This is a genomic window from Nonomuraea aurantiaca (assembly GCF_020215705.1).
GTDB classification, from domain to species: Bacteria; Actinomycetota; Actinomycetes; order Streptosporangiales; family Streptosporangiaceae; genus Nonomuraea; species Nonomuraea aurantiaca.
On sequence record NZ_JAIWNB010000023.1, the window covers coordinates 59,304 to 85,987 of the forward strand.

A 26,684-nucleotide genomic window follows, 5' to 3' on the forward strand; every position below is an offset into this window, starting at 1 on the left:
CTCTAAGGACTATGTTCTAGGAAGACTCCACCGGCAGGCCTGCCGTCACCCAGTCCTCGATCCCCTCGACGTAGCGGCGCACGTTCGTGTAGCCGAGGGCGGTCAGGTGGCGGGCGACGGCCTTGCTGTTGTTGCAGGCCGGGTTCGAGCAGTAGGTGACGATCGGCGCGTCCTTGTCGGGCAGCAGAGCGGGCGCCCGCTCGGCGACCTCGCTCTCGACCAGCGCGATGGCACCCGGCAGGTGCTGCTGGTCGTAGTAGGCGCCGCCGAGCGTGTCGAGCACGGTGACCGTGCCGAGTGACGCGCGGAGCTCGTCGCGGGTGATGGTCATTGTGGCCTCCGGTTCAAATGGACTACAGTCCGTTTTGTGGATGGCTCGAAAGCTAACGGACCGCGGTCCGCTTCGTCAAGACAGCGACTGGAACTGCTTCGCGGAGGCCCGGTCAACGAGCGTGCGGACGCGGCGCGCAACAGGGAGAAGGTCCTGGCCGCCGCGGCCAGACTGTTCGCCGAGAAGGGGGTCGAAGCGGTCTCCATGGACGCGATCGCGACGGAGGCCGGGGTGGGGAAGGGCACGCTGTTCCGCAGATTCGGGGACAAGTCGGGGCTGGCGGTGGCGCTGCTCGACGAGCGCGAGCGGGTGCTGCAGGAGCGCATCCTGTCCGGCCCGCCGCCGCTGGGTCCCGGCGCGCCCGCCCGCGACCGGCTCACCGCCTTCGTCGACGCCTATCTGGACTACCTGTTCGCCCACCTCGACCTGGTACGCATGTCCGAGACGGCCAGCCCGGGCGCCCGCTACCGGATCGGGGCCTATCGCTTCTGGCACCGCCACGCGGCCATCCTGCTGGCGGCGTCGCGTCCGGGGTCCGACGCGGACGTACTGTCCCATGCCCTGCTGGCGGCCACCGCCGCGGAGGTGGCGGGCGTGCTCAGGGAGGAGTACGGCGAGGCCCGCGCGCGCGACGCGATCACCGCCCTGGTCGGAGCCCTGGTGGGATGAGAGACGGCCATGCGGGACAGCGCGTTCTTCCGTGACGCGGACGCGGTGGCCGCCGCCCTCCTCTCCCGCCCTTAGGTCCCTGTTTGAGCAGGTGAGGGCAGGGCAGATGACGGCGACGACAGGGGGACATTCGGGGGTGAAGTGCCAACTTTGCACGCATGCGGCCGTTGCGGAGCAGCTCGCGATCTTGCTTCAGGGGGTGCGTGATGCGCCTGCCCCCTGCTCGCGGCCCGCTCACCGCCGGGATCTTCGCCCAGCTCGGCGGCCCACCGCGTGAGCTGGAACCGCCGCTGACCACTCCTCCGCCCGCCTGGGCGCTGGACGACGGCGATCTCCAGCTCGCCCTCTTCGCCTGCTACGAGCTGCACTACCGCGGCTTCGATGACGTGGACGACCACTGGGAGTGGCAGCCGTCACTGCTGGCCGCCCGCCGGAAGCTGGAGCACTGCCTGGAGTCGGCGCTCGCGTTCGCCGTGCCGCGCCCGCCGGCCGTGCCGCCGCAGCAGGTGCGTCACGCGCTGGCCGGACTGGTGGCCGAGGAGGAGGCGAGCGGCCCGTCGCTGGCGGCCCACCTCCAGCGCGAGGCGGACCTGGAGCGGTTCCGCGAGTTCGTCGTGCACCGCTCGATCTATCACCTCAAAGAGGCCGACCCGCACACGTGGGCGATCCCGCGCCTGCACGGCGGCCCCAAGGCGGCCCTGGTCGAGATCCAGGCCGACGAGTACGGCGGCGGGCGTGCAGAGCGCATGCACGCCGAACTGTTCAGGACCACCATGACCGGGCTCGGCCTGGACGACTCCTACGGCGCCTACCTGTCGCGGGTGCCCGGCATCACGCTGGCCGTCTCGAACGTCATGTCGCTGTTCGGGCTGCACCGGCGGCTGCGCGGCGCGCTGGCGGGACACCTCGCGGCGCTGGAGATGACCTCGTCACTGCCCAACCGCCGCTACGCCCTGGCCCTGCGCCACCTCGGCGGCGACGCGGCCACCACCCGCTTCTACGAGGAGCACGTACAGGCGGACGCGGTGCACGAGCAGGTCGCCGCGCACGACCTCTGCGCCGGCCTGGCCGCCCAGGAGCCGGCGCTGAGCGGCGACATCCTGTACGGGGCGGCCTGCGCCCTGGCCGTCGAACGCCGCTGGGCCGAGCACGTCATGGACCGCTGGCAGCGGGGCGCCAGCTCGCTGGAAGGCCATGGCGACCTGGCAGGCCACGGGTCAAGGAGGCATGCCCTGGAGTGTGACGCCATAGAGGGTGAGGTAGCGGCGGCACGCCCAAGCCGCGTGCCCAGTCGTTTTCCCGGCCGCCATGCCGGCTGAGCGGGGCGCCACGGCAGACGGCGGCAGGTGGCTCGACTACGTGCTCCCGCTCCGCTGGGAAGACGACACGGGCCTGGACGAGCTGACCGGCTACCTCCGCACCCTCACCCCGCACGCCCGCGTCATCGTCGTGGACGGCAGCCCCGCCGCCCTGTTCGCCCGCCACGCCCGCCACTGGCGCGGCCTGGTCACCCACGTGCGTCCCGACCCTGCCCTCCGCTACGCCAACGGCAAGGTGGCCGGGGTGACGACCGGACTGCGGCTGGCCCGGGCGGAGCGGGTGGTGATCGCCGACGACGACGTGCGCTACGACGGGGCCGCGCTGGCCGACGTCCACTCGCTGCTCGACCACGCCCACCTCGTCCGGCCGCAGAACCACTTCGATCCGCTGCCCTGGCACGCCCTCTGGGACACCGCCCGCACCCTGCTCAACCGGTGCTTCGGCGCGGACTATCCGGGCACGTTCGGCATCCGCCGCGCCCTTTTCGAGGAGATGGGCGGCTACGAGGGCAACGTCCTGTTCGAGAATCTTGAGCTGATCCGAACCGTACGTGCACACGGCGGCGTAGAGGCCCGCCCGCTCGGCCTCTACGTGCGCCGCCTGCCGCCGGACGCGGGACGGTTCTGGTCGCAACGGGTACGGCAGGCCTACGACGATCTGGCGCAGCCACTCCGGCTGGCGACGTTCCTGGCCGTGCTCCCGGCGGGGGCCACCGCCCTGCTCCGGCGCCGGTACGCGCCGCCTGCCGCCGCCGCGCTGCTGGCCGTCGCCCTGGCCGAGGCCGGTCGTCGCAGGAGCGGAGGCGGCCGGGTGTTCCCGTGGGCGGCGTCGTTGTTCGCGCCCGTCTGGGTGCTGGAACGGGGCGTCTGCGCCTGGCTGGCCGTGGCCGCGGCGCTGCGGGGCGGTGTCCCGTACGCGGGCCGCCGGCTGCGGGTCGCCGCCCATTCCACCCGGACGCTGCGGCGGCGGGCGCGCCTGCGGGGTCAGAGGGGCGGGTCGGGCTCGCTGGCGGCGCGGAAGCCGATCGCCTTGTGCGAGCCGTCGCAGAACGGCTTGGCGGACGAGGCTCCGCACCGGCACAGCGCCACCGTCGCCCGTCCCGGCTCGACGACCGTCCCGTCCTGAGTCACCAGCGCGAACGACCCTCTGAGCAACAGCGGACCGTCCTCGCATGGGGTCACCGTCGCCACCTCATCGTCCATCAGCCCCTCCTGCCCCGCAGGTCATGGCCGAAACGACGGTAGAACCGTCCTGGTCGCTCGGACCAGACACGCCAGGTCTCGGGCGGCACCGACGACTCGCACCGGGCCTCGACGCAGTATCTGAAGAGATACCGCAGGTAGGCCGGCTCGATCCCAGTGCGGGGATCCGCCGTCGTGTAGACGATGACCTCGTAGTCGCGCAGGTAATTCGGGATCAGGCCGTCGTTCTCACCTGGCGGCGCGCCTCCGGGATGATGAGCGGGGTGCCCGACTGGGGATCCTCGATGATCTCGCACCGCAGGTCGAACACCTGGGCCACCAGGTCGGGTGTGACGATCCCGGCCGGTTCGCCCTCGGCCACGATGGCGCCGTCGCGCATGACGATGAGGTGGGTGGCGTAGCGGCACGCCTGGTTGAGGTCGTGCAGGACCGCCACCATCGTGCGTCCGGCCTCGTGCAGGTCGGCGCAGAGGTCCAGCACCTCGATCTGGTGGGAGATGTCGAGGAACGTCGTCGGCTCGTCGAGCAGCAGGATCGGCGTCTCCTGGGCCAGCGCCATGGCCAGCCACACGCGCTGCCGCTGGCCGCCGGACAGCTCGTCCACGATCCGGTCGGCCAGCTCGGACACGTCGGTGGCGCGCATCGCCTCGCTCACCGCGGCCTCGTCCGCGCGTGACCACTGCCGCATCAGCTTCTGGTGCGGGTAGCGGCCGCGGGCCACCAGGTCCGTCACGGTGATGCCGTCGGGCACGATCGAGCTCTGCGGCAGCAACCCGAGTCGCCTGGCCACCTCCTTCGACGGCAGCGAGGTGATCACGCTGCCGTCGAGGTGGACCGCGCCCTTCCTGGGCTTGAGCATTCTGGCCAGGGCGCGCAGGAGGGTGGACTTGCCGCAGGCGTTCGGCCCGATGATCACGGTGAACGACTCGTCGGGGATCCTCACGTCCAGCTCGGCCGCCACGACGCGCTGGTCGTAGGCGAGGGTGAGGTCGCTGCCCGACAGCCGGGCGGACTCGGACTGGGGGAGTGCCATCAGCGGCGGTCCTTTCGCGCGAGCATCAATGACGGTCCGTTCGTCTCGGCGGGGTGAGGTGCGCGGCGGCGGGTCTGTCCCGTGAGCATCAGTGGCGGTCCTTCCGCAGGAGCAGGGCGAGGTACGCGCCGCCGATCGCGGCGGTGAGCACGCCGACGGGCAGCTGTGTGGCGGCCAGTACGCGCTGGGCCGCCAGATCGGCGCCGGTCAGGAGGACGGCGCCCATGAGCGCCGAGGCGCCCATCGTCACGCCGGGCGACCGGGTCAGCCGCCTGGCCAGCTGCGGAGCGGCCAGGGCGACAAAGATGACCGGTCCGGCGGCGGCCGTGGCGACCGCGCACAGCAGCACCCCCACGGTGATGGCCGTGGCCCGTACGCCCTCGACCCTGATGCCCATGGCCCGCGCCGAGTCCTCGCCCATCTCCAGCATCCGCATCGGCCGCGACACGCAGGCGCAGACCGGGAGCAGCGCCGCGAGCGCCACCGCCACCGGGATCGCGTGGTCCCAGCCACGCCCGCTGAGGCTGCCCGTGAGCCACGCGCCCGCGGTCGCGGCGTCGTTGATGTTGGCCCTGGTCAGCAGGTAGGAGTTGGCGGACAGGAGCAGCGCGTTCGCGCCGATCCCGACGAGGACCAGCCGGTAGCCCTGCACGCCCCCGCGATGGGCCAGCGCGTACACCAGCACGGCGGTGCCGACGCAGCCCGCCAGCGCGCCGCCCGCGATCTGCAGCGCCGTGCCGCCCGCGATCACCCCGAGGATGCCGCCCGTCGAGGCGCCGGCGGTGAAGCCGATGAAGTCGGGGCTGCCGAGCGGGTTCCTGGTCAGGCTCTGGAAGATCGCGCCGCTCAGGCCGAACGCCGCGCCCACCAGCAGCCCGGTGACCACCCGAGGCGCGCGCAGCCTGCTTACGATCAGCTCGGCCACCGGCGTGCCCTGGCCGAACAGCGCGGTCAGCACATCGGGTACGGACACCGTGAACTCGCCGGTCGCGATCGCCGCCACGGTCACGGTGAACGCGACCAGGACGAGGACCAGGGCGACGACGAGGGCCCGCGGCGCCAGCCGTACGGACCAGGGACCGAAACGGATGCTCATAGCGCGGCCAGCCTCCTGCGCCTGGCCATCAGGATGAAGATCGGCGCGCCGACCACGGCGCACATGATGCCCACCTGCACCTCGCCGGGCCTGGCGATGAGCCGCCCGGCCACGTCCGCGGCCAGCAGCAGAGCCGGCGCGGCCAGCACCGTGTACGGCAGCACCCACCGCTGGTCCTGACCCACCACGGCCCGTACGGCGTGCGGCACGGCCAGCCCGACGAACCACAGCGGCCCGGCCGCCGCCGTGGCGGAGCCGCAGAGCAGTGTGACCGACACGGCCGTGAGCACCCGCGTACGGGTGACGGCCACGCCCAGCGCCTTGCCGGCGTCGTCGCCCAGCGCCAGCATGTTCAGCGGCCTGGCCAGCAACAGGCCCACCACCAGGCCGACGACCATGAAGGGCGCGATCCGCGACAGCACGTCGGAGGTCTGCCCGGCCAGCGAGCCGGTGAGCCAGAACCGCATCCGGTCGAACGTCTGCGGGTCCATGCGCAGGATGGCCGAGGCCACCGCCGTGAACACCATGCCGACGGCGATGCCGGCCAGCGCCAGGCGTACCGGACCGGCGCCCGAGCGGCCGGCCGAGCCCAGCGCGTAGACGACGACGGAGGCCACGGCGGCGCCGCCGAAGGCGAACCACACGTAGACGGCCGGGTCCGACAGCCCGAACAGCCCGAGCGCGAGGGTGACGCCGAGCGCGGCGCCCTCGTTGATGCCGAGCAGGCCCGGATCGGCCAGCGGGTTGCGGGTCAGGCTCTGCATCAGTGCCCCCGCCAGCCCGAGCGCGGCCCCCACGCCGATGCCCAGGAGGGTCCGCGGGACGCGCAGCTCGCGGATGACCGTGTGGTCTCCGGACCCGTCGGGGGCGGTCAGCGCGTCCAGCACCGTGGACAGCGGCACCGATCGGGCGCCCAGCGCCACGCTGGCCATCGCCACCAGCACCAGCACGCCGAACACGACCACCAGCCCACCGGCCAGCGCCGCCGGACGCCCCCGGGACGCCACGGGCTCGACCTCCGCCGGGCGCTCTTTCACCGCGGGCAACCCGCACCCCTTTCGTCACGGTCACGTTTAGGCGAGGCTAAGGTAAAGCCCCACAACCAAGGCAAGCCTAACCTTAGGAGATGGACATGTCGGGACCGGTACTGCCTCGCAGGGGCTTTTTCGCGGCCACGGCGGGCGTCGCGGCGGCCCTGACCCTGGCGGCCTGCGGCGGCGAGGGCGCCGCCACCCAGGCGGCGCCGACCGGCGCGGCGGGCGGGTGGACGTTCACCGACGACCGGGACAAGAAGCTCAGCCTGCCCAAGCGCCCCACCCGGGTGGTCGCCCAGGTCGGCGCCGCGGCGGCGCTGTGGGACTTCGGCGTGCGCCCGGTCGGCGTCTTCGGCCCGCACAAGCTCAAGGACGGCGCCAGGGACCCGCAGGTGGGCAACGTCGACATCACCAAGGTCACGGGACTGGGCAACGTCTGGGACGAGTTCAACGTGGAGCAGTACATCGCGCTCCAGCCGGACCTGCTGGTCAGCAGCATGTACATCAAGGGCACGCTCTGGTACGTACCGGAGAAGTCGAAGGCCACGATCGAACAGGTCGCCCCGACGGCCGGCATCATGCTCACCGGGCGCAGCGCCATGGAGGTGATCGGCAAGTACGAGGAGCTGGCCACGTCGCTGGGCGCGAACCTGCAAGGGGTGCCGGAGGCCAAGACCCGGCTGGCGGCGGCCGGCAAGGAGCTGGCGGCGTTCAAGGACCTCAAGATCCTCATGATCTCGGCGGGCCCCGACGCCATGTGGGTGGTGAACCCGCCGGAATATCCGGACATCGTGCACCTCACCCAGAACGGCCTGACCGTCGTCACGCCCGCCAAGGTCGACGAGGGCGGCTTCTTCCAGACACTGAGCTGGGAGAACGCCGACACCTACGACGCCGACGTCATCCTCTACGACACCCGCACCCAGTCGCTCAAGCCCGCCGAGATGATGAAGAAGCCCACCTTCGCCAAGCTGCCCGCCGTCAAGGCCGGGCAGCTCTACCCGTGGAGCGCCGAGGCCCCCTACAGCTACCAGGGCTACGCCGACTTCGTGGAGGGCCTCGTGGCCAACCTGAAGAAGGCTAGTAAGCTCCCGTGACCTCGACGATCTCGGCCAGCGGGAACTCCAGGTAGTCGCCGGCCTCCTCGCACCAGGCGTCGAGGGCGCCACCCTTGAGCTCGCCGTGGCTGATCGTCGCGGTCAGGCCGTCGGTCAGCGTGATGCCGGCCCGCACGCCCCGGTCCACGACGAAGCCCAGCAGTGACTGCTGCGCCGTGGGCAGCCTGGTCGCCATCCGGCCGATGACGGCCCAGGTGCGCCCGGCGCGGTCGTTCGCCGCCCGGCTGGCGGTGATCAGGCGGGCGGCGTGCTCGTGCGGATCGGGGATCGGCTCGGCGATGATGTGCGGGATCGCCTCGGCCCCGCCGATCGCCGCCAGCTCCGAAAGCTCGGCCACCTGGCCGCCGGGCAGCAGGATGAGCTTGCCGTTGTGGGGCTCATCGACGCGGGTGCGGCGGATCGTGATCTCGCCGCCGTCGGCGACCGGGACGGGCGAGTAGCCGTGCTCGCGCAGCGCGGCGAGTGTCCGCTCGGCGCCCGCCGAGCTCACCAGCACGGTGGGCGCGAGCAGCCGCAGCCCGAGCCGGGCCAGCCGCCGGTGACCGGCGATCTCGGCCAGCAGGGTCGGGTCGGAGGCCTGCACCACACAGCCCACCGTGGTCACCGTCACCTCGCCGTGCCTGCGGGCCACGTCGCGTACGAGGTATTCGAGCGGCTGCGGGATGGTGCCGACGCCGGACAGCTCCTCCAGCAGCTCGTCGGCCTCGTAGCCGTGGTCCAGCGCGCGGCGCACGCTCTCGATGGTGAACCGCCACACCGAGGCCGCGCCCCGCGACTCCCGCTCGGCCACCCGGTCGAGCAGCGCGGCCAGCTCGGCGGACGGCGGTCCGGTCACCACCGCGGTCAGGTCGGGGCCGAACAGCGCGCTCCTGCGTACGCTGGCCAGCGCCCTGGTCGCCGCCTCCGCGAGCATCGGGTCGTGCTCGACCAGCGGCACCGCGTCGTCGCTCTCCTCGCCCGCCTTGGCGGCCAGCCCGGCCAGCGCCCTGCCCAGGTCGGTCAGCGAGTCGTTGGCCAGCAGGCCGAGCAGCCGCGCCTCGACGAGCACCGCGGACGCGCACTCGGCCAGCAGGTCCTGGTCGAGCATCGGGGAGTGCCAGTGGACGTTACGGACCAGGCCGGCGCGATCGGCGAAGGCCGTGCCGGCCGGCAGGTGGGACAGGACCGACAGCACCGCCCGGCGCACACGCGCCACGGCGGCGCCCGACTGGTCGTCGCCCAGCACGGTGCCGTACTTGCCGTCGATCTTGCGCAGCGACGAGCGCTCCATGCGCCACCAGGCCGACAGGAGCACCCGCAGCCTGGCCGAGCCCTCGTCGAGCCGCCAGCGGTCGAACCGCTCGGTGGGGACCATGCCGCCGGACGGCTCGTCCCAGGCCAGCAGCCTGGCCACGGTGCAGACCTCCAGCAGCAGCCGGGTCTCATCCTCGTCGCAGCCGGTCTCCTTGGCCATCCTGCGCACCTCGCGCACGCCCACGCCACCGGTCTTGAGCAGCGGCAGCGGCGCCTTGGAGGCGTTGTCGAGCAGCGCCGCGCACCGCTCCACCACGTGCGGAGCGGCCAGCGTCATCAGGTGGTCGACCTCTTCCGGGTCGATCGGGATCGTGGCCACCTCGGGTGGTTCGGGGGTGAACGGCGGGTGGTAGTCGGCGCCGCGCAGGCCGAGCGCCACCTCGCGCGGCATCTCGGCCACGTGCCAGCTCGGCCGGTAGAGCAGCCCGTGGTCGGCGGACCACTTCTCCGGCGTGCCGGGCATGACGAACCTGCCGCCGTCGACATCGCGTACGGGACCCTCCCAGGCGAAGCGCTCCAGCAGCCGGACCGTGCCCTCGGGAGCGCCGCGCAGCAGCGCGTCGAGCCGCGCCCGGTCGCCGAGCACCTCGCTGGCCCGGCTGACCGTGCGGCGCTTGTTGCCGTCGGGTGGGAGTCCCAGGTTGCGGGCGAGCGAGCGCAGCGTGTCGTTGCTGATCGTCCAGGAGTTGAGGTAGTGGTCGAGCGGCTCGCCCAGGCCGAGAGGCGCGGTCCACCACCGCGACACGGCCTCGGCCAGGCGGATGACGCCCTCGCCGTCGGGCCAGGCCAGCGCGTGGTCATGGAGGAGGTCGAGCCAGGGGGTCAGCTCCTCGGCCGGCACGCCGAGGAAGGCCGCCAGCCGCTCGGGAGTGGCGTGCCGGACGACCAGGCACGCCTGAGCCAGCTCAAGGCAGGGGAGGGGCAGGCCGCGCAGGGCCTCCATCACGGCGAATCCGTTGCCGAGCCGTTGGGCAAGGGTGTCGAGCCGCCGCGGCCAGGGGGCCGCGATAGCGTCGGGCCGGGTCGCCAGGATGCGGCCCAGCCTGTCTTCGTCAAGTGTTCGTAGCCAGCCGAGCAGGTGATCATCCATCTGTCAGCACTCTCATGGGGTCGCACGCAGGGACTCACCGTGAGCCATGAGCATCCACGGTAATGCAGATCACCCCCGGTCAGGAGAGGACTGCCCAGACGATCTTCCCGTGGGGCGCTAGTGCGGACCAGCCCCATCGGTGGCTGAGCGATTCGACGATGTGGAGTCCGAGGCCGCCGGTGTCGAGAGGGCCAGGGTATCTCAGCACGGGCACCGATGAGCCTGGATCGGTGAAGGCGCTGGTAACCAGCGCGCCGCGGCGCACCAGGGACATGTGGACCGGGCGCGGGCAATGGGGCTCGGCCAGGTGTAATCCGTGCCGCAGCGCGTTGGTGGCCAGCTCGGAGACCACCAGCTCCATGTTCTCGATCAGCTCGCCGAGGCCCCATGCCGTCAGGGTGCCGTTGGTGAAGCTGCGGACGGAGTGGATCGAGGACGGCGTGGGCGGGAGGACGAACGTGGCGCTCGAGGCCGGGCCTGGGACCAGCAGGTCACGCGCGGCTTCGGGCCACCACCCGACCGGGGGCCACCAGTCGAACGTGGTCCACGTGCCCTGCGTCGCCGTGGTGGATTGCACGTTGATCATTCTGGAGCAAACTCTCGTGCAGGTGCAAGAGCGAATGCACGTGCAGACACCGTGTGCAAGCGCTACCGTTGCCCCAAAAGGTCAATCAGTGGGAAAGGGGATCTTGTCCACGGCATATGATCTTTCGGCCGTGGAGTGACAGACTGTGTGCTAAGGAAACGACCAAGGAGCAGCACGTGTCCCTCGATCCGCCCGGTTCAGGTTCGACCGTTCGGCGCATCATGCTCGGCGCCAGTTTGCGGCGGCTGCGTGAAGCCAGCGAGCTCACCCGCGACCAGGCCGGATTCCACATCCGGGCGTCCGAGTCGAAGATCAGCCGTATGGAACTCGGTCGTGTCGGATTCAAGACACGCGATGTGGAGGACCTGCTCACCCTGTACGGCGTCGTCGACGACGCCGAGCGCCGTGCCCTGCTGGAGATGGTCCGCGAAGCCAACACCCCCGGGTGGTGGCACAAGTATTCAGCCGTTCTGCCCGCGTGGTTCACCACGTACGTGGGGCTAGAGGAAGCAGCCAGCGTGATCCGCACCTATGAGGTGCAGTTCGTGCCCGGTCTGTTGCAGACGGCCGCATACGCACGCGCGGTATACCAACTCGGCAACCCCGATGAGACCCCTGGGCAGATCGAGCGCCGCGTGCATCTGCGCATGCAGCGACAAGAGCGCTTCACGCAGAAGGACGGCCCGCGACTGTGGGCGGTCATCGACGAAGCGACCCTCAAGAGGACCATCGGCGGGCGGGAGGTCATGTCCGAGCAGCTTCAGCATTTGCTGGAAGTCGCTGCCCTTCCCAACATCACCATTCAGGTGATGCCCTTCAGATATGGCATGCACGCCGCTGAAGGTGGCGCGTTCAGCATCTTGCGATTTCCCGAGTCCGACTTGTCGGACGTTGTCTATGTCGAGCAGCTCTGGGGTGCCCTGTACCTGGACAAGCGTGAGGACATCGATCCATATCTCACGGCTATGGAGCAGTTATGCGTGGAGAGCACCACGCCAGGGGGCACCGTCGAGCTCATCGGCGGTCTTCTCAGAAAGATGTAGATGAAGCAGACCTACAACGGCATGCCCGCGACCGACCTGCAGCAGGTCGCCTGGCGCAAGAGCCACTACAGCAACTCACAGGGGAACTGCGTCGAACTCGCGAAGCTCCCCGACGGCGGGGTCGCGGTGCGCAATTCACGCTTCCCCGACGGCCCGGCCCTGATCTACACCCGCGACGAGATCCGAGCCCTCGTGCTCGGAGTGAAGGATGGGGAGTTCGACGGTCTCCTGGTGTAACAGGCTGTTAACCTCCGGCGGGTCCCCTTAACGGGGGCGCGCCGGAGGCGTAACCGCCCCGCCTCCCGCGAGCTCCATGATCGGCACATGCTCGACGAGATGACTCTCTATCCGATCGCCGACGACGTGCTCTTCGCACCCGGCGGCAAGGTCGTGATCCGCACCTACGGCGTCGCCCCCTCCGGCGCTGCCGTCTCCTATCGCACCTGGGTCACGGGCGTCCGTGACCAGCCGCGTTACTGGCACTGGGGACACTTCGAGGACGCCGCCTCCGGGCACCGCAGGGTGCTGGAGTGGCTGACGGGAAGAGGGCCGCAGCCTACCCAAGCGGTCGCTTGATCAGCTAGGGTTGAGGCCGAGCAATCGCTTGGTCAAAGGAGCCCTGGATGCGGCGTGGGATCTACCTTCTCGAAGAGGTCGACTTCCGGCCGATGAACTCCCGGCGCCCGATGGAGTACCTCACCTGGCTGACCCGCTACAAGCGCGAGGACGAGGCCCGCCAGGCGCCCACGCTGACCTCCGGCATGTCCATCAGGTCCCGCGAGATCGACCTGGCCGGCGCCTTCTACGCCGTGGGCATCACCGGCCACCCGCAGTTCAAGGCGGTCACGCTGTGGGACTGCCACGGCGGCTGGGACGGCGGCTGGCGCCAGATGATGGAGATCTACCGAGGGGTGGACGACCGTCTGTTCCTGTCCGACATCGACGACCTGCGCTTCTCCGCCTTCTCCCGCCCGCTCGGCGCCGTGCCGGGCTGCCCGGACCTGAGCGAGGTGGCCACCGCCGAGTTCTACGTGTTCGAGAGCGCCCGCGTACGACCCGGCGCCGCCCTCGACTACCTGGAGGCGGTCCGCACCGAACGCGCCCCGCTGCTGGCCGAGCACGGGCACCACCTGGTCGGCCTGTACGAGGTGCTGTTCTGCGACACCGAGGCCGTCACGGTCTGGGGTGTGTCGCTCGACGACCACCTGCGCACGCAGCGGGCCCGGGACGCCGCCCTCGGGCTGGACGACGAGGTGCCGCCGGACCCGCGCCTGCTCGGCTGGGCCAAGCGGGCCCGCGACTTCCTCGACGGGCCGTGGCGCGAGACCCTCCTGTCGCCCTTCCCCGGCAGCCGTCTGGCGCCCGGAGGCACATCGGGTTAGCGTCGGGCTGCGGAGGTAGCCATGACGGACTCGTACCTCTCCAACGGGCAGGGCTCCCAGGACCACGTCGTCTCGTGCCCGGACTGCAGCGCGGCCATCACACTCCTCGACGCCCCGAGCGCCCAGGGTGAGGCGGCTGCTCCGCCGCCCGCGCTGCGCGAGGCGATGCTGGCCAAGGCGCGGCTGCGGCGCAGCCCCGCCGAGACGGCGGTCGCGGCCGTGGCCGTTCCCTATGCCCAGCAGGTCGCGCTCATGGACGGACTGCTGGGCGAGCTCAGCGTGGCGCAATGGGAGGCGCCCCTGGCCAAGCACGGCACCGTACGCGGCATGGTCGAGCACCTGGCCGCCAACGACGCCAGGGTCGCGGGCTTCATGGGCGTACCGGCGAGCGCCGGCCTGCCGGTGCACCGGCGCTGGCGCGAGCAGGCCGGATCCCTGCTCGAACGCGTTTCCGCCGGCACCGGGGTGCTGCTCGGCGTCGAAGTGGAGCTGGCCGGGACCAGGCCGGCGCGCGGGCCGCTGCGGCAGGCGATGGTCCAGCGGACGTTCGAGACCTGGACGCACGCCGACGACATCAGGACCGCCACCGCCAGGTCCTCGGCGCCGCCGGCCGACGAGCACGTGCGGATGATCGCCGAGTTCGGGCTGGCCGTGCTGCCCAAGGCCGTCAAGGGGCCGCGCCGCGACGTGGCCGCCACCGTCGTGCTGACGGGGCCCGGCGGCGGCACGTGGACGGTGCCGCTCTCGCCGACGCCGGACCGGGTCGCCGTGCTGGTCTCGGCGGACGCCGTCCACTTCTGCAAGCTGCTGGCCGGCCGGTGGCCGCCCGGCTCCTTCCCGTACGCGGCCGAGGGCGATCCGGCGCTCGCCCGCGAGCTGATACGGGCCGCCTCCACGCTGGGATGTGACTGATGGGCCCCGACGTGGACCTGCACGCCCGGCTGGTCGCGGGCGACCTCGACGTGCTCGCCGCCGCCTACGACGAGCACGGTCCCTTCGTGTACGGGGTGGCGATCAAGATCACGGGGAGCCGGGCGTCCGCCGAGGAGATCACCCAGGACGTGTTCGTCGGGCTGTGGGAACGGCCGCTGTCGTACGAGCCCCGATACGGCTCGCTGCGCGGCTGGCTGGTGAGCAAGGCGCTGCACGTGTCGGCGGTACGGGCAGAGGTCGGCTGACCCGCCGCGCGTCGCTCGGCGCGCACGGATGGCGGGTGCGTGCCGGGGTCAGGTGACCGGTGCGTTCCAGGCCGTCACCACGGGCTCGGCGTGTTCGTAGCCCAGTCGTGAGTACGTGCCGGTGTCGAGCTTGAACAGGCGGCCGTCGGTGGGCGGCAGCCCCAGCCAGCGGGCCGTCAGCACGCGCAGGAAGTGTCCGTGCGCCACCAGCGCCACCCGCCCCTCGGCCGCCTTCGCCCTGGCGATCACCCGGTCGGCGCGCGCGCCCACGTCGGTCGCGCTCTCCCCGGGATGCCCGGCGTCGCCGGGGGTCACGCCGGCACGCCACAGGTACCAGCCCGGCCGGGTCTCCCGGATCTCGGGCGTGGTGATGCCCTCGTAGCCGCCGTAGTCCCACTCCCACAGGTCCGCATCCACCTCGTACGCCTCCAGCCCGGCCAGCTCCGCCGTCCGGCGGGCCCGCTGGGCGGGGGACACCAGCACCAGGTCGAACGTCATCTCCTTGACCAGCGGCGCCAGCGCCCGCGCCTGCTCCTCCCCCTCGGGCAGCAACGGCACATCGGTGCGGCCCGTGTGCCTGCCCGCCTTGCTCCACTCTGTCGCGCCGTGCCTGAGCAACACCATCTCGTCCATGACTTCCATCATCCGGCACGGTTGACCTCAACCGTGGTTCAGGTAGCACGCTGGGCGGCATGCACGCGATAAAGCTCTATTCCTACGGCCCTGCCGAGAACCTCCGCTATGAGTCCGTCCCCGATCCCATGCCGGGCCCCGGCGAGGTCCGCATCGCCGTACACGCCGTCGGTGTGCACTTCATCGAGACGCTGTTCAGGCGGGGCATCCCTATCGGCCCGCACCCCGCGCCCGACCTGCCCACGACGTTCGGCCACGAGGTGGCGGGGGTGGTGGAGTCGGTCGGTGAGGGCGTCGGCCCCGGCCTGCTGGGCGCTCGCGTGGTGAGCGGCGAGGTGACCTCGGGCGGCTACGCCTCGCTCGCCGTCGCGCCCGCCGCCGGTCTGACGGTGCTTCCCGACGGGCTGGAGTACGGCGCCGCGGTCGCCATGCTCTCGACCGGCGCCACCACGCTGGGACTGCTGGAGGTCGCGCCCGTGACGGCCTCGGACGTGGTGCTCGTCATGGCCGCCGCCGGGGGGATCGGCACGCTGCTCGTCCAGCACGCCCGCCGGGTGGGCGCGAGGGTCGTCGGAGCGGTGGGCGGCGCCGCGAAGGCGGCCCGGGTCCGCTCGCTGGGCGCCGATCTGGCGGTCGACTACCGCACGCCCGGCTGGACGGACGTCGTACGGGAGTCGGCCGGCGACGTCACGATCGTCTTCGACGGGGTCGGCGGCGAACTCGGCAGGGCCGCCTTCGAACTCCTCGACGGTGGGCGGCAGGTCGTGTTCGGGCAGGCGTCGGGGGAGTGGTTCCATCCCGAGGAGGCCGAGTTGAAGGCCCGCGGCGTGACCTCGTACGACGCCCTCGCCTACCTGCTCGGCCGCCAGGGCGGCATGGACGACCTGCAGGAGCGGGCGCTGGAGGCGGCGGCGAACGGCGAGCTCACGCCCGCCGTCCAGTCCTTCCCGCTGGCGCAGGCCGCGGCCGCCCATGCGGCGCTGGAGAGCAGGGACACCATGGGCAAGGTGATCCTCACCCCGTAGCGAGTTCCTCGACGATCGGGGTGAAGGCGTCGAGGTCGCGCTCGTGGTGCACCACGAAATACGAAATATCGTGCTCATCTCGCCAGTAGCGCAGCTTGTCGACTATGTCGTGGTGGGTGCCGAGGAGTACCTGTGGCGTCTCGTCCAGCTGTGAGGTGTCGGCGGCGCTCCAGGTCTCCTCCGGCTTGCGTACGCCCACCTGCACCACGCTCGTGCCCAGCTCCAGCCGGTCGTAGCGGTCGCCGGCGGCCGCGCGTACCGTCCGCAGCTTGTCCATGAACGCCTGCCGCCCGCCGTCGCTCCCGTCGGGCCCGGTGCCGTCGGCGCGCACCCGCATCCCGAGGTTCACCACGTCGGCCTCCCGGGCGGCCAGTCGCAGCATGCGCGGCCCGCCGCCGCCCAGCAGGAGTCGCGGATGCGGCCGCTGCACGGGCTTGGGCTGCTGGTCGAGCGCTCGGATCTGGTAGTGCGCCCCGTCGAAGGTGTACGGCCCGTCGCCCCACAGCCCCTTGAGCACGGCCACGGCCTCGGCCAGCCGGTCCACCCGCACCCCGGGCGGCTCGAACGGCAGGCCGGCCCGCTGGTAGTCCTCGGCCATCCAGCCGGTCCCGAGCCCCACGTCGAGCCGCCCGTCGGACAGCACGTCGAGGGTCGCCGTCTCCTTGGCCAGCACGGCCGGATGCCGGAAGTCGTTGGCGAACACGAGGGTCCCGACGCGAAGCCGCGTCGTCGCGCTCGCGGCGGCGGCCAGCGCCGCCACGGGGGCGAATCGCGGGCCGACCAGGTGGTCGGGCACGAGCAGCACGTCGAACCCGGCACCCTCCAGCCGCCTGGCCTTGTCCGCCCAGGCTTTGCCCGACTCCGCCTGCCGCACCACCGCCCCGAACCTGAACCGCCGCACGGCATCTCCTCGCTTGAGCAAGCGCTTGTGTAGATACGCTTGCCAGCTTAAAGCCGATCACCTCCTTACGGCACCCACCGCGCGACATGGCATCCACCGAGCTGACGCGACACCACCGCGCCCGTGCCCGCCGCCCGTGCCAGCGCTTCGTCCGGGCCTGAGCCCGCGACGAAATGGCGGAGATGGTCAACTACGCCCACGTAACGGCGCCCGGCCATGTGCGGGTTCAGCGGCCGTTTTCCTGGAGGTCCTCAGCCACGGACGGCGGGTGGTGGGTGGGGCGGCTGTGCCGTACAGGAAGCAAAGGCCCTGACGGGAAGGCGGGCGCGGCGCAGCTTACGCCAGGCGGAACGCGGTGCGGGCGGCGAGGGATGTGACCAGCGCCTGGATGATCCGCGCGATCAGCATTTCCAGGAGCATCATGCCCGCCTTGGCGAGCAGAGAGGCGAGAAATTCGGACACTGACTACCTCACATCATTAAATCCGTCGTTATGAGGATAATCAGCCACAAAAGTTGCGATAAGGCCACAATTCCGGTGTCTATATGGTGAACGACTGATGACTACTCCGCGCTCACCCGCTCCATCACCGTCGCCATCAGCGCCGCCGCCACCGCGCACCCCAGCCCGATGGCCCAGCCGAACGGGCCGACCGGACGGCAGCCGAACACCTGGCTGAGCCCCGGGACGGAGATGATCACCATGAGGGCCGCCAGCGACGCCACCGAGGCGAGGAACACCAGCCGGTCCCCGTCCCCCACCGACAGCGTCTGCAGCAGTTGCGCTCCCACCAGGCCGATCAGCCCCACGGTGGACGCGCGGCCCGGCGTGCCGGTCATCCGGCCGAGCAGCCACGCCGCGGTCGCCGCCGCCGCGGTGGTGACCGCGCGTACGTAGATGTCGCGGGTCAGGGCGGTGCCGAGCGAGACCTCCGGCCCCTCGGCGAGCAGCTTGTCCGGGCTCTCGGTGCTCGGCGGGCGAACGGCCACGGCCATGGCGGGCAGCATGTCGGTGAGCAGGTTGACCAGGAGCAGCTGGCGGGCGTTCAGCGCGCCGCGCCTGGACAGCAGGCTGGAGCCGACGGTGAAGGCGATCTCTCCGACGTTCCCGCCGAGCAGGATGCCGAGCGCGTCGCGGACGGAGCCCCACATCGCCCGGCCCTCGGAGATCGCGTCGATGATCGTCTCGATGCGGTCGTCGATCACCACGATGTCGGCGGCGGCCCTGGCGGCCGGGACGGCACGCGGTCCGAGGGCGATGCCGATGTCGGCGAGCCGGATCGCCGGGACGTCGTTGGCGCCGTCACCGGTGACGGCCACCACCTTGCCGGCGCGCCGCAGGCAGGAGACGATGCGGGCCTTGTGCTCGGGCGTGGTACGCGCGAACACCGCCACCTCGGGCAGCACCTTGATCAGGGCGTCGTCGTCCAGCTGTTCGAGCTCGGGTCCCGTCATCACCCGCTGGCCGTTCAAAACGTGGATCTCGGCGGCGATGGCCTCGGCCGTGCTCGGATGGTCACCAGTGATCATGATGACCCGCACGCCGGCGCGCATCAGTCCGTCGACGCTCCGCGTCGCCGTGGGCCGTACGGGATCGGCCAGGCAGAGGAAGCCCAGGAAGCACAGGCGCTGGATGCGGGACTCGTCGAGATCGGCGCGGCTGGACGCGTCGCGCTCGGCGACGGCGAGCACGCGGAAGCCCTGCAACGCCTGCCTTTCCACCTCCTTCTCCAGCTCACGCCTGGTCCTCGCGCCCAAGGGGACCTGTTCGCCGCCGCGGCTCAGGTGGGTGCAGCGGTCGAGGACGACCTCGGGGGCTCCCTTGACGCTCAGCAGGTGACCGGACTCGGACAGGCCGAGCACCGCGTGGTAGCCGCGCGCGGGTTCGAACGGCAGCTCGTCGACCCGGTGCCACTCCCGCAGGCCGTCCTTGGGCGCCACGTGGAGCCTGGCGGCGCCCTCCACGACGGCGCGGTCCGTCGGATGGGGGATGGCCCGCCCCCCCTCGAAGCGGGGGCCCGCCCGGAGCGCCGCGCCGACGATCACCTTCAGCTCCGGCGTCAACGTCTCGAGCGGCCGGGCGTGGCCGCCGTCCGAGACCTGGCGCAGGCTGATGTGGCCTTCGGTCAGGGTCCCGGTCTTGTCGAAGCAGAGCACGTCGACCCGGCCCAGGGCCTCGATCGTCGACGGGTTGCGGACCAGCGTGTTGCGCTGGGAGAGCCGTTTGCTGGAGGCGAGCTCGGCCACGGTGGCGATGAAGGGCAGCCCTTCGGGGACCGCGGCGACGGCCAGGCTCACCGCGGGGGCCAGGGCCGCGGACAGGGGTGAGCCGCGCAGCAGGTTGGTCACCATGAGGACCAGGCCCGACCCGACCGCGGCGGGCAGGATGCGGCGGCTCAGACTGCGCAGCCGCAGCTCCACCCCGCTCACCGGCCGCCCCTCGGCGGCCAGTCCGGCGGTCCGGCCCGCCTCGGTCTGCTCCCCGGTCGCCACGACCACGGCCAGGCCGTGGCCGGCCGCGACGGTGGTGCCCTCGTACACCATGGACCGGCGATCCGCGACGGCGGCGGCCACGGTGGGCGCCGCGGTCTTGGCCACGAGCTGCGACTCGCCCGTCAGGGTGGACTCGTCGATCTCCAGGCCGACCGCCTGGATCAGCCGGCCGTCGGCCGGTATGGCGTCACCGGCGCGCAGCTCGATCACGTCGCCCTTCACCAGGTCGTCGGCGACACCGGAGACCCCGCCGCCGGGCCTGCGCAGCCGGACCCGTACCGCGGTGACCTCGGTGAGCCGGTGCACCTCCCGGTCGGCGCCGCGCCGCTGCGCCCCGCCGATGACGGCGTCGACCACCATCACGCCGCCGATCAGTACGGCGTCCAGGACCGAACCGACCGAGGCCGACAGGCCCGCGCCCGCCGCCAGGACCGGCGTCAACGGGTTGGCGAGCTCCTCCAGGGACGCCATGGCCAGGGAGGTGGGCCCGGTGGGCTCCGGCCGCGCCGGTTTCGTCCTGCGGCGCTCGGCCTCCTTCTCGTTCAGCCCGTGCGGCGACGTGCGCAGCAGGGCGAGGACGTCGCCGACCGCCATCGCGTGCCACGGCGTGCGGTCGGCGGGCACCGGCGGCGCCGTCCGCCTGACGTTCCGGCCCACCCACTCCCCGGTGATCAGGGCGGCCACCGAGGTGCAGTCGCGTACCAGGTTCGCCCGCGCCACCGCCGTCCCGGCCGGACCGAGCACGGCCAGGCCCGCGCCGACGACCCCCGCGGCGGCGGCCAGCCGCACGCTGCGCCTGCTGGCCCTCTTCGCGTACGGGACGCAGCGCAGCAGCAGGTGGATCCCGTCGAGGTCGCTGATCACGTCGGCGTCCCACGGCACGCGCCCCGCGCCCCTGAGCACGCCGATGCCCAGGTCCGCCTGGCGCAGGCCGCGCCGCGACGTGCGGGACACCACGGCCACGACGCGTCCTTCGGACTGCAGCGACCGAAGCGCGGCGACCAGCCGGGCGCCGCCGTCGACGACCTGGTCCACACCGAGTCGCGGGCCGAGGTACGCCTCCCCGCCGGCCAGGACCACGTCACCCGCGACCTTCGCGGCGGCGACCACGGCTTCGGCCAGCGGGTGGAGCTCCGGCGCCACCCCGACCAGGGCGACCGGGGTCCCCTGCCGCGAGACCCTGATCGGCCGGATGCCCTGGCGGCGCCACTTCCGCACCTCCGCGGGCTCGCGCGTCGCCGAGTACGGCTCCGCCGTCCAGCCGTCCCGCTCGCGCCGGGCCGCCGGATCGGTGAGGTCGAGCAGCGTGTAGATCCGCGCGTCCAGCTCGTCCAGGCCTCCGTCCAGGTCCCCGTCTGTGCCGTGGTTCGCGCCGTGGTCCGTACGGTGCTTCGTGCCGTGGTTCGCGCCGAGCGGGACGATGCCGTCGAGCGTCCACCCGCCCGTGGTCAGCGCGGCGGTGTCGAGGAGGACCGTGTCGACGCGATCTATGCGGCCCAGCGCGCCGCGGTGGAGCACCATTCCGCCACGATTGGCCAGGGCGCGCGCGAGAACGCTGGTGAAGGCGTCCCTGCCGAAGTGCGCGGCCTTCGGGATCCCCGTGATGAGCACGGAGAGCCCCTGCTCGTGATTGCGGCCCACCACGGTGGTGACCGCCTGCGTCACCACGGTGGCCGCGCTCGCGGCGTTGGCGTACAGCTCGACGGGCCCGTGCGGCAGCGGAACAGGCCGGGCCTGCCCCACGACCTGGATGTGACGGTAAGCCCCGTCGGCGTCCGCGAACTCCTCCTCGCGCAGCTCCCAGGCCCGGCGCCCGGCGCACGAGTCGACGAAGCGGATGGCCGCCGCGACGGAGTCGATGAGCATCGACACGGGCCGCGCCGCCAGCGTCTGGGAGACGAGGCGAGTCGAGGCGACCACCGCGTCCGCGGTGGGAATGCTCATGTACCGCTCCAGCTCCCGCCGGATCCGCGGCGTGTGCTCGGCCAGCGACAGAACGGCGGGTACGGCCGACGGCAGGCTCGGCAGGCGGGCGACCCGGCCGGCCAGCGCGAGCCCAGTGCCCAGGACGTGCAGCCCGAGGCTCATCGCGGTGCGGGCCTGCTGCTGCACGCCGTCCAGCGCCACCGGGCCACCGGCGCGGGCGCCGTCCACGTCGAGTTCGTCGACGATGGCCGTGAGCTTGTCCAGATCGGCCGTGGTCGCGTCGCAGCCCGCGAACACGCAGCCGAGCGCGCCGTTCACCTCGGCCCGGTCCACCCCGGCCGAGCGCAGCCGGTCTTCGAGTACGCGCGCGGCCGACACCGTGCCGGGGCCGCCGACGTGCCGCAGTTCGATGCGCAGGCCACCCGCGCACTTCTGTATCCGGCGCGGACGGGGGAGCATGCTCCGTACCGGCTCGGGGAGCACGCTCAGGACCGTGTCAGCGGAGAACGGCCACATGTCGTCCCCTCGGCGGAGCCGTCCAGATGGCGCGCAGGCTGCTCAGCGGAGCCGTGCGGGCGGCGCGCAGGCTGCCCGGCGGAGCCGTCCAGGCGCGCGGGCTGCTCAGAACAGGTGGCAAACCGGTCTCACCCGCCCGACCGCGCACGCCCGGCGGTGCTCGCCCGAGCGCCTCGTGACGTGGTGGCGGAGGCGGACTTGCGCTGCGAGGAGGCCCTCTTCGAGGAGCCGGAGGTCGCGGCGGCGCTCGTCGCGGAGGTGCCGCGCCTGCCCGAGGCGGTACGCCGACCGGAGGCGGCGGTCTCTCCCGAGGCGGTGCCGGTGCGCCTGCCCGAGGCGGTGCTCTTCGGTGTGGCGGTGCTCCTGGACGAGGTGGTGGTCTTCGCGGCCACCGAGCTCCTGGACGTGGTGGCGCGACCGCGGGCGGCGGCAGGCTGAGACGCCCGCGTGCCACGGGCAGGGGACTCGCTCTTCCCCTCCTGGCCGCGCCGCGCGATCAGCGCACCGGCGCCGATGGCGGCGGCCACCGGCCAATCGAGCACACCGAACGCCGCGAGCGCGCCGAGCGCGCCGTAGTACGCGAGGCGCTCGGGCGGCGGAAGGAACGTCCGCGCCACGTCCATGGCGTGACCCAGCTCCCGCCGGGAAAGGCGCGGCAGCCCCAGATGCGGCATCTCGACGTGCGGCATCCGCAGCTCCGGGGGACGGACCTGGACGCTCATCATCGGCAGGTCAATCGCCAGTTCTTTGGACGAACGCGCTCGAGACTGGGCAACGGCCATGATTCCTCCCCCATATCCAGGACGTCGGACGCCTTCCGGCACGCGACGAACAAGTGTTCCGTGCCCACTTTTATGACTGTGTATCCGTTTTGTGGTTCTCCTTCCGTATTTGAGGGCTTGAGTTGACGGAAGGGGCAAGAGCACTTACCAAGCGCTTGCTCAGGTGCCAGACTGTGGGCATGGAGATCCCCGTACGCGCCGCGTCGGACGACGAGGCGGGCTTCTTTCACGAGCACGGATGGGTGCGGCTGCCCGCCCTCGTGCCACCCGACGCCGTGGCCGAGCTCGGGCAGCGGGCGACCGGCTACCTCGCGGCCCGCGCGAAGCAGCGGCGGACACTGGTGGACCAGGCGTTCGGGCAGTCGCGCGACATCGCCGAGAGCGACGAGGCGTTCCGGGCGCTGGCCTTGAGCCCGGACATGGGCCAGAACGCGACCCGGCTGCTGCGTGGGGTGGAGGCCGTACGCGTGCAGGTCACGAACCTGCTCGTCAAGGAGCCGGGAGAGCACGCGGCGACCGAGTTCCACCAGGACTTCCCGTGGATGCCGATGGACCGCTCGGCGATGCTGACGGTCTGGCTGGCGCTGGTGGACGTACCGGCGGACATGGGTTCGCTGCGCTTCTTCAGCGGTTCGCACCGGTACGGACTGCTCGGGCGGAGCTTCACCCGGGCGGGGGACGACCAGCTCAGCCAGCACCCGTGGCTAAAGCAGCTGGAGCTGTCGCCGCCCCTCGACCTCGCGGCGGGCGACGCGACCGTGCATCACGCGCTGACCGTGCACGGAGCGCCCGCCAACCAGCGTGACCAGCCGCGCCTGTCGTTCACCGTCACGTACTTCGACGCCAACGCCCTCTACACCGGCACGCCGTACCAGCAGACGGACGGGCTCGACCTAGAGGTGAACCGGCCGTTCGACCACCCGAGGTTCCCGTGCGTGTGAGCGCTCCAGACGTACAGGTGAGAGAAGACGCCCATGCCTGAGACGGTAAGAGGGCCGGTCGGCGATCTAGGCGCCACGCTCATGCACGAGCACGTGTTCGGGCTCAGTCCGGAGATTCTCTGGAACTGGCCGGACATCCCGGAAGGGTGGGACCTCGAGCGGCGGGCGAGGGAGGCGGCGGCCAAACTGGACGACCTCCGGGCCGAGGGCATCGACACGATCGTGGACCTGACGGTCATCGGGCTCGGCAGGTACGTCCCCGCCGTCCAGCGGGTGGCCGAGCTGACCAGCGTGAACATCGTCGCCGCCACCGGTCTCTACACCTACGACGCCCTCCCTCCGTACTTCGGCAACCGGGGCCCCGGCTCGCTGTTCGGCGGGCCTGATCGGCTGGCGGAGTTCTTCGTACGGGACATCGTTCAGGGCATCGGCCGGACCGGGGTCAAGGCGGGCATGCTCAAATGCGCCACCGACCATCTCGGCATGACCAAGGGGACCGAACGGGTGTTCCGGGCGGTCGCCGAGGCACACCTGGAGACGGGCGTGCCCATCACCACCCACTCCCACAGCGCCTCCCGGGGCGGACTGGAGCAGCAGCGGCTGCTCGGCGAGCTCGGCGTCGACCTCACCAGGGTCGTCATCGGCCACGCGGGCGACTCGACCGACGTCGCCTACCTGGAGGAACTGGCCGCGAACGGCTCCTACCTCGGCATGGACCGCTTCGGCATCGAGACACTCTCGCCGTTCGAGGACCGGGTGTCGATCGTGGCGACGATGTGCGCGCGCGGCCACGCCGACCAAATGGTGCTAAGTCACGACTCGTACTGCTTCAACGATCGGTTCGACGCCGAGGTCGTACGGCAGCGCCACCCGAACTACCACCTCCTGCACATCTCCCGCGACGTCCTGCCCGAGCTGCGCAAGAGGGGCGTCACCGAGGACCAGATCCACCAGATGCTCGTCGACAACCCCCGGAGGATCTTCGCATGATCGAGGGCACGACCGACGGCAGGACCGACGGCACGATCGACGCCGCGACCGAGGACGTCACCGAGGACGCGATCGAGGACTTCGACGTCGGCTCGGACTGGCACGTCGCCTCGCCGTACGCGTTCCTCGGCAGGCTGCGCCGGGAGCGGCCGGTGTTCCGCAGCGAGCATCTCGGCGCCTACGTGCTGACCCGGCACGCCGACGTGCGCGCGGCGTACGGCGACCCGAGGCGGTTCTCCTCGGAGGGCTCGCTGACCATCTCCCGCAGCCTCACCCGCGAGACGCGCGACAGGCTGGGCGAGCACGGGTCGTTCCTGTCCAGCTTCGTGGCGAACGTCGATCCGCCCGACCACACCAGGCTGCGGCGTTCGGTGTCGAAGGCGTTCACGCCACGGGCGGTCTCGGCCATGGAGCAGCATTTCCGGCGGCTCAACGAGGACCTGCTGGACAGCGTGGCGCCCAGGGGCGAGGCCGACTTCGTGTCCGAGATCGGGCACGAACCGTCGATCAAGCTGACCGCCCGGTTCATCGGGGTGCCCGAGTCGGACGAGGCGTTCGTACAGGCGCATGTGAAGGACTGGTTCCAGCTCTTCCTGTCGCCGCAGCCGCCCGACCGCCAGCTCGAACTGGCCGACAGTTTCCTGACGTATCTGGATTACGTGGATCGGCTGGTCGCTTCCCGGGCCAAGGAGCCGCGCGATGACTTCACCTCGCTCATGACCTCGCTGATCGGCTCCGAGCTCAGCCACCGCGAGGTGGTGGAGCTGATCTCCACGATCCTGCTCGGCGGCAACGACACCGTCCCGAACCAGCTCGCCAACAGCGTCCTGCGGCTGCTGCGCGAGGACGCCTGGCCGGTCGCGCCGCCGCTGATCCAGAACGCGGTGGAGGAGTGCATGCGCATCGACGGCGCCTCCCTCGGGTCGTTCCGGTACGCCACCACCGATATTTCGCTACACGACGTGATAATTCCGGAAAAGTCGCTGGTACTGCTCTCCACCGACTCCGCCGCCCACGACGAGACCGTCTTCCCGGACCCGGACCGGTTCGTCATCGACCGGCCCAACGCCGACGCCCACATGGTCTTCGGCTACGGCATCCACTTCTGCGTGGGCGCCGCGCTCGGCCGGCTACAACTCCGCACCGCCCTTGACGTGCTCGGCCGCCGCCTGCCCACCCTAAGGCTCGCCGACGAGCCCATCGTCTACCGCAAGTCCATCGTCGGCCGGGGGCTGACGGCCCTGCGGGTGACGTGGTGAGTGGGGCGCTGGGCCGGTTCGATGGGCGGGTGGCCCTGGTGACGGGCGCGGGGTCGGGCATCGGTGCGGCGTGCGCGTCGCGTCTGGCCGCCGAGGGCGCCTGCGTGGGCGTCCTGGACGTACGCGCGGCGGGCGCCAAGTCGGTCGCCACCGCCATCCGCGCCAAGGGCGGCACGGCCACGGCGCTCGTCTGTGACGTGTCGGACGAGAAGCAGGTGGCCGGGGCGGTCGCCGACCTGCTCGCGTCGTTCGGCCGCCTGGACGTCGTTCACTCCAACGCGGCCGCGCTCGACCCCGGCACCTACGGCCGCGATCAAGACCTCGAGGACCTCGACGTCGCCGTCTGGGACCGCACGATGGCGGTGAACCTGCGCGGCTGCCTGCTCATGGTCAAGCACGCTGCCCCCGCGATGGCCGACGGCGGCGCCTTCGTCGTCACCTCATCGGTCTCGGGCCTGCTGGGCGACGTTGCGCATGTCGCGTACGGCACCTCCAAGGCGGCGCTGACCGGTTTCGTGCGGTACGTGGCCACCAAGTACGGCTCGCGCGGCATCCGCTGCAACGCCGTCGCCCCCGCGCTGGTCCTGACCGACGCGGCCGCGCAGGCCCTCGGCCGGGAGCGGCTGGCCGACAAGGCGGCCGAGCGGCTGCTGCCCTGGGCCTGTACTCCGGACGACGTGGCCGACCTCGTCGCCTTCCTCGCCTCGGGTGAGTCGCGGTGCATCACGGGACAGACGATCGTCATCGACTCCGGCACGGTGGCCCACCGCCCAGAGCACGCCCTGCGCCAGTGGCGCGACGCGGCGGGGTGACTCGGGGGAGGTGACCACCGGGGTTCCTCGGG

Annotated in this window: 27 protein-coding genes and 1 pseudogene; 15 read left to right on the forward strand and 13 right to left on the reverse strand. The window is 71.7% G+C overall.

Going from position 1 to position 26,684, the window contains the following annotated elements:
- Window positions 1-16 precede the first annotated feature (16 nt).
- Window positions 17-331, reverse strand: coding sequence for a rhodanese-like domain-containing protein (locus LDL49_RS40180; RefSeq protein WP_225299623.1), 315 nt, complete (start codon window positions 329-331; stop codon window positions 17-19).
- Window positions 332-367: 36 nt separating this feature from the next.
- Here LDL49_RS40180 and LDL49_RS40185 point away from each other — a divergent pair, with 36 nt between their 5' ends.
- The 3 genes from LDL49_RS40185 to LDL49_RS40195 all read left to right on the forward strand — a co-directional run bounded on the left by LDL49_RS40185 (window position 368) and on the right by LDL49_RS40195 (window position 3,445).
- Window positions 368-1,000 (forward strand): TetR/AcrR family transcriptional regulator, encoded by a 633-nt coding sequence (locus LDL49_RS40185; RefSeq protein WP_225299625.1) that lies wholly within the window; start codon window positions 368-370, stop codon window positions 998-1,000.
- A 206-nt stretch (window positions 1,001-1,206) separates the two neighbouring features.
- Complete coding sequence (locus LDL49_RS40190) at window positions 1,207-2,319, forward strand: iron-containing redox enzyme family protein (protein WP_225299627.1); 1,113 nt, start codon at window positions 1,207-1,209, stop codon at window positions 2,317-2,319.
- Entirely contained in the window at window positions 2,309-3,445 is a 1,137-nt protein-coding gene (locus tag LDL49_RS40195) for a glycosyltransferase family 2 protein (protein ID WP_225299629.1), read from the forward strand. Before LDL49_RS40190 ends, LDL49_RS40195 begins: the two co-directional genes overlap by 11 nt.
- On the opposite strand, the pseudogene LDL49_RS40200 reads toward LDL49_RS40195, so the two are convergent.
- The 5 genes and pseudogenes from LDL49_RS40200 to LDL49_RS40215 all read right to left on the reverse strand — a co-directional run.
- Window positions 3,409-3,522: pseudogene (locus LDL49_RS40200) on the reverse strand (hypothetical protein); the annotation flags it as partial. The gene LDL49_RS40195 and the pseudogene LDL49_RS40200 sit on opposite strands and share 37 nt — an antisense overlap.
- On the reverse strand, window positions 3,522-3,818 hold the full coding sequence (locus tag LDL49_RS59805; protein ID WP_443689897.1) for a YxiG-like protein: 297 nt from the start codon (window positions 3,816-3,818) through the stop codon (window positions 3,522-3,524). The pseudogene LDL49_RS40200 and the gene LDL49_RS59805, both read right to left, overlap by 1 nt.
- On the reverse strand, window positions 3,737-4,555 hold the full coding sequence (locus LDL49_RS40205; protein WP_225299631.1) for an ABC transporter ATP-binding protein: 819 nt from the start codon (window positions 4,553-4,555) through the stop codon (window positions 3,737-3,739). Before LDL49_RS40205 ends, LDL49_RS59805 begins: the two co-directional genes overlap by 82 nt.
- A gap of 88 nt (window positions 4,556-4,643) precedes the next feature.
- On the reverse strand, window positions 4,644-5,651 hold the full coding sequence (locus tag LDL49_RS40210) for a FecCD family ABC transporter permease (protein ID WP_225299633.1): 1,008 nt from the start codon (window positions 5,649-5,651) through the stop codon (window positions 4,644-4,646).
- On the reverse strand, window positions 5,648-6,688 hold the full coding sequence (locus LDL49_RS40215; protein ID WP_225299861.1) for a FecCD family ABC transporter permease: 1,041 nt from the start codon (window positions 6,686-6,688) through the stop codon (window positions 5,648-5,650). The genes LDL49_RS40210 and LDL49_RS40215 overlap by 4 nt, the downstream gene beginning before the upstream one ends.
- Before the next feature lie 95 nt (window positions 6,689-6,783).
- On the opposite strand from LDL49_RS40215, the gene LDL49_RS40220 reads away from it, so the two are divergent.
- Complete coding sequence (locus LDL49_RS40220; protein ID WP_225299636.1) at window positions 6,784-7,782, forward strand: ABC transporter substrate-binding protein; 999 nt, start codon at window positions 6,784-6,786, stop codon at window positions 7,780-7,782.
- Here the strand turns inward: LDL49_RS40220 and LDL49_RS40225 are convergent.
- Together LDL49_RS40225 and LDL49_RS40230 are read right to left on the reverse strand one after the other, a co-directional pair.
- Window positions 7,766-10,186, reverse strand: a complete 2,421-nt coding sequence (locus tag LDL49_RS40225) for a helicase-associated domain-containing protein (protein ID WP_225299637.1) — start codon at window positions 10,184-10,186, stop codon at window positions 7,766-7,768. The genes LDL49_RS40220 and LDL49_RS40225 overlap by 17 nt on opposite strands.
- Before the next feature lie 79 nt (window positions 10,187-10,265).
- Window positions 10,266-10,772: an ATP-binding protein gene (locus LDL49_RS40230; protein ID WP_225299639.1), complete on the reverse strand. Its 507-nt coding sequence runs from the start codon at window positions 10,770-10,772 to the stop codon at window positions 10,266-10,268.
- Between the two features lie 176 nt (window positions 10,773-10,948).
- Here LDL49_RS40230 and LDL49_RS40235 point away from each other — a divergent pair, with 176 nt between their 5' ends.
- The 6 genes from LDL49_RS40235 (at window position 10,949) to LDL49_RS40260 (ending at window position 14,375) form a co-directional block, all read left to right on the forward strand.
- Window positions 10,949-11,815 carry a Sco1979 family transcriptional regulator gene (locus tag LDL49_RS40235; protein WP_504854023.1) on the forward strand — a complete coding sequence of 289 codons (867 nt, stop codon included), beginning with the start codon at window positions 10,949-10,951 and terminating at the stop codon, window positions 11,813-11,815.
- Window positions 11,816-12,052, forward strand: coding sequence for a DUF397 domain-containing protein (locus LDL49_RS40240; protein WP_225299640.1), 237 nt, complete (start codon window positions 11,816-11,818; stop codon window positions 12,050-12,052).
- A gap of 87 nt (window positions 12,053-12,139) precedes the next feature.
- Window positions 12,140-12,391 (forward strand): 3'-5' exonuclease family protein, encoded by a 252-nt coding sequence (locus tag LDL49_RS40245; protein ID WP_225299642.1) that lies wholly within the window; start codon window positions 12,140-12,142, stop codon window positions 12,389-12,391.
- Window positions 12,392-12,438: 47 nt separating this feature from the next.
- Window positions 12,439-13,197: a hypothetical protein gene (locus LDL49_RS40250; RefSeq protein ID WP_225299644.1), complete on the forward strand. Its 759-nt coding sequence runs from the start codon at window positions 12,439-12,441 to the stop codon at window positions 13,195-13,197.
- A gap of 21 nt (window positions 13,198-13,218) precedes the next feature.
- Window positions 13,219-14,109, forward strand: coding sequence for a maleylpyruvate isomerase mycothiol-dependent enzyme family protein (locus LDL49_RS40255; protein WP_225299647.1), 891 nt, complete (start codon window positions 13,219-13,221; stop codon window positions 14,107-14,109).
- A complete protein-coding gene (locus LDL49_RS40260) occupies window positions 14,109-14,375 on the forward strand; it encodes a sigma factor (RefSeq protein WP_225299649.1) in 267 nt (88 codons plus the stop codon). The genes LDL49_RS40255 and LDL49_RS40260 overlap by 1 nt, the downstream gene beginning before the upstream one ends.
- 48 nt (window positions 14,376-14,423) lie before the next feature.
- Here LDL49_RS40260 and LDL49_RS40265 read toward each other — a convergent pair whose 3' ends face one another.
- Entirely contained in the window at window positions 14,424-15,008 is a 585-nt protein-coding gene (locus LDL49_RS40265; protein ID WP_225299650.1) for a histidine phosphatase family protein, read from the reverse strand.
- Window positions 15,009-15,067: 59 nt separating this feature from the next.
- Between LDL49_RS40265 and LDL49_RS40270 the strand changes: the two genes are divergently transcribed.
- Window positions 15,068-16,033 carry a zinc-binding dehydrogenase gene (locus tag LDL49_RS40270; RefSeq protein WP_225299652.1) on the forward strand — a complete coding sequence of 322 codons (966 nt, stop codon included), beginning with the start codon at window positions 15,068-15,070 and terminating at the stop codon, window positions 16,031-16,033.
- Here the strand turns inward: LDL49_RS40270 and LDL49_RS40275 are convergent.
- The 4 genes from LDL49_RS40275 to LDL49_RS40285 all read right to left on the reverse strand — a co-directional run bounded on the left by LDL49_RS40275 (window position 16,023) and on the right by LDL49_RS40285 (window position 22,650).
- Complete coding sequence (locus LDL49_RS40275) at window positions 16,023-16,934, reverse strand: TIGR03621 family F420-dependent LLM class oxidoreductase (RefSeq protein WP_225299654.1); 912 nt, start codon at window positions 16,932-16,934, stop codon at window positions 16,023-16,025. The genes LDL49_RS40270 and LDL49_RS40275 overlap by 11 nt on opposite strands.
- A gap of 336 nt (window positions 16,935-17,270) precedes the next feature.
- The gene (locus LDL49_RS57515) at window positions 17,271-17,396 is read right to left on the reverse strand and encodes a hypothetical protein (protein WP_263656124.1); all 126 of its coding nucleotides are present in this window, start codon (window positions 17,394-17,396) and stop codon (window positions 17,271-17,273) included.
- A gap of 101 nt (window positions 17,397-17,497) precedes the next feature.
- Complete coding sequence (locus tag LDL49_RS40280; RefSeq protein WP_225299657.1) at window positions 17,498-21,868, reverse strand: cation-translocating P-type ATPase; 4,371 nt, start codon at window positions 21,866-21,868, stop codon at window positions 17,498-17,500.
- Window positions 21,869-21,996: 128 nt separating this feature from the next.
- Window positions 21,997-22,650 carry a hypothetical protein gene (locus LDL49_RS40285; protein ID WP_225299659.1) on the reverse strand — a complete coding sequence of 218 codons (654 nt, stop codon included), beginning with the start codon at window positions 22,648-22,650 and terminating at the stop codon, window positions 21,997-21,999.
- Between the two features lie 179 nt (window positions 22,651-22,829).
- Between LDL49_RS40285 and LDL49_RS40290 the strand changes: the two genes are divergently transcribed.
- Genes LDL49_RS40290 through LDL49_RS40305 form a run of 4 tightly spaced genes read left to right on the forward strand, consistent with a single transcriptional unit; the run spans window position 22,830 to window position 26,652 of the window.
- On the forward strand, window positions 22,830-23,591 hold the full coding sequence (locus LDL49_RS40290; RefSeq protein WP_225299660.1) for a phytanoyl-CoA dioxygenase family protein: 762 nt from the start codon (window positions 22,830-22,832) through the stop codon (window positions 23,589-23,591).
- 33 nt (window positions 23,592-23,624) lie between these two features.
- The gene (locus tag LDL49_RS40295) at window positions 23,625-24,581 is read left to right on the forward strand and encodes a phosphotriesterase family protein (RefSeq protein ID WP_225299662.1); all 957 of its coding nucleotides are present in this window, start codon (window positions 23,625-23,627) and stop codon (window positions 24,579-24,581) included.
- Window positions 24,578-25,840, forward strand: a complete 1,263-nt coding sequence (locus LDL49_RS40300; RefSeq protein ID WP_225299664.1) for a cytochrome P450 — start codon at window positions 24,578-24,580, stop codon at window positions 25,838-25,840. Before LDL49_RS40295 ends, LDL49_RS40300 begins: the two co-directional genes overlap by 4 nt.
- A complete protein-coding gene (locus tag LDL49_RS40305) occupies window positions 25,837-26,652 on the forward strand; it encodes an SDR family NAD(P)-dependent oxidoreductase (RefSeq protein ID WP_225299666.1) in 816 nt (271 codons plus the stop codon). The genes LDL49_RS40300 and LDL49_RS40305 overlap by 4 nt, the downstream gene beginning before the upstream one ends.
- The last annotated feature ends 32 nt before the right edge of the window (window positions 26,653-26,684 follow it).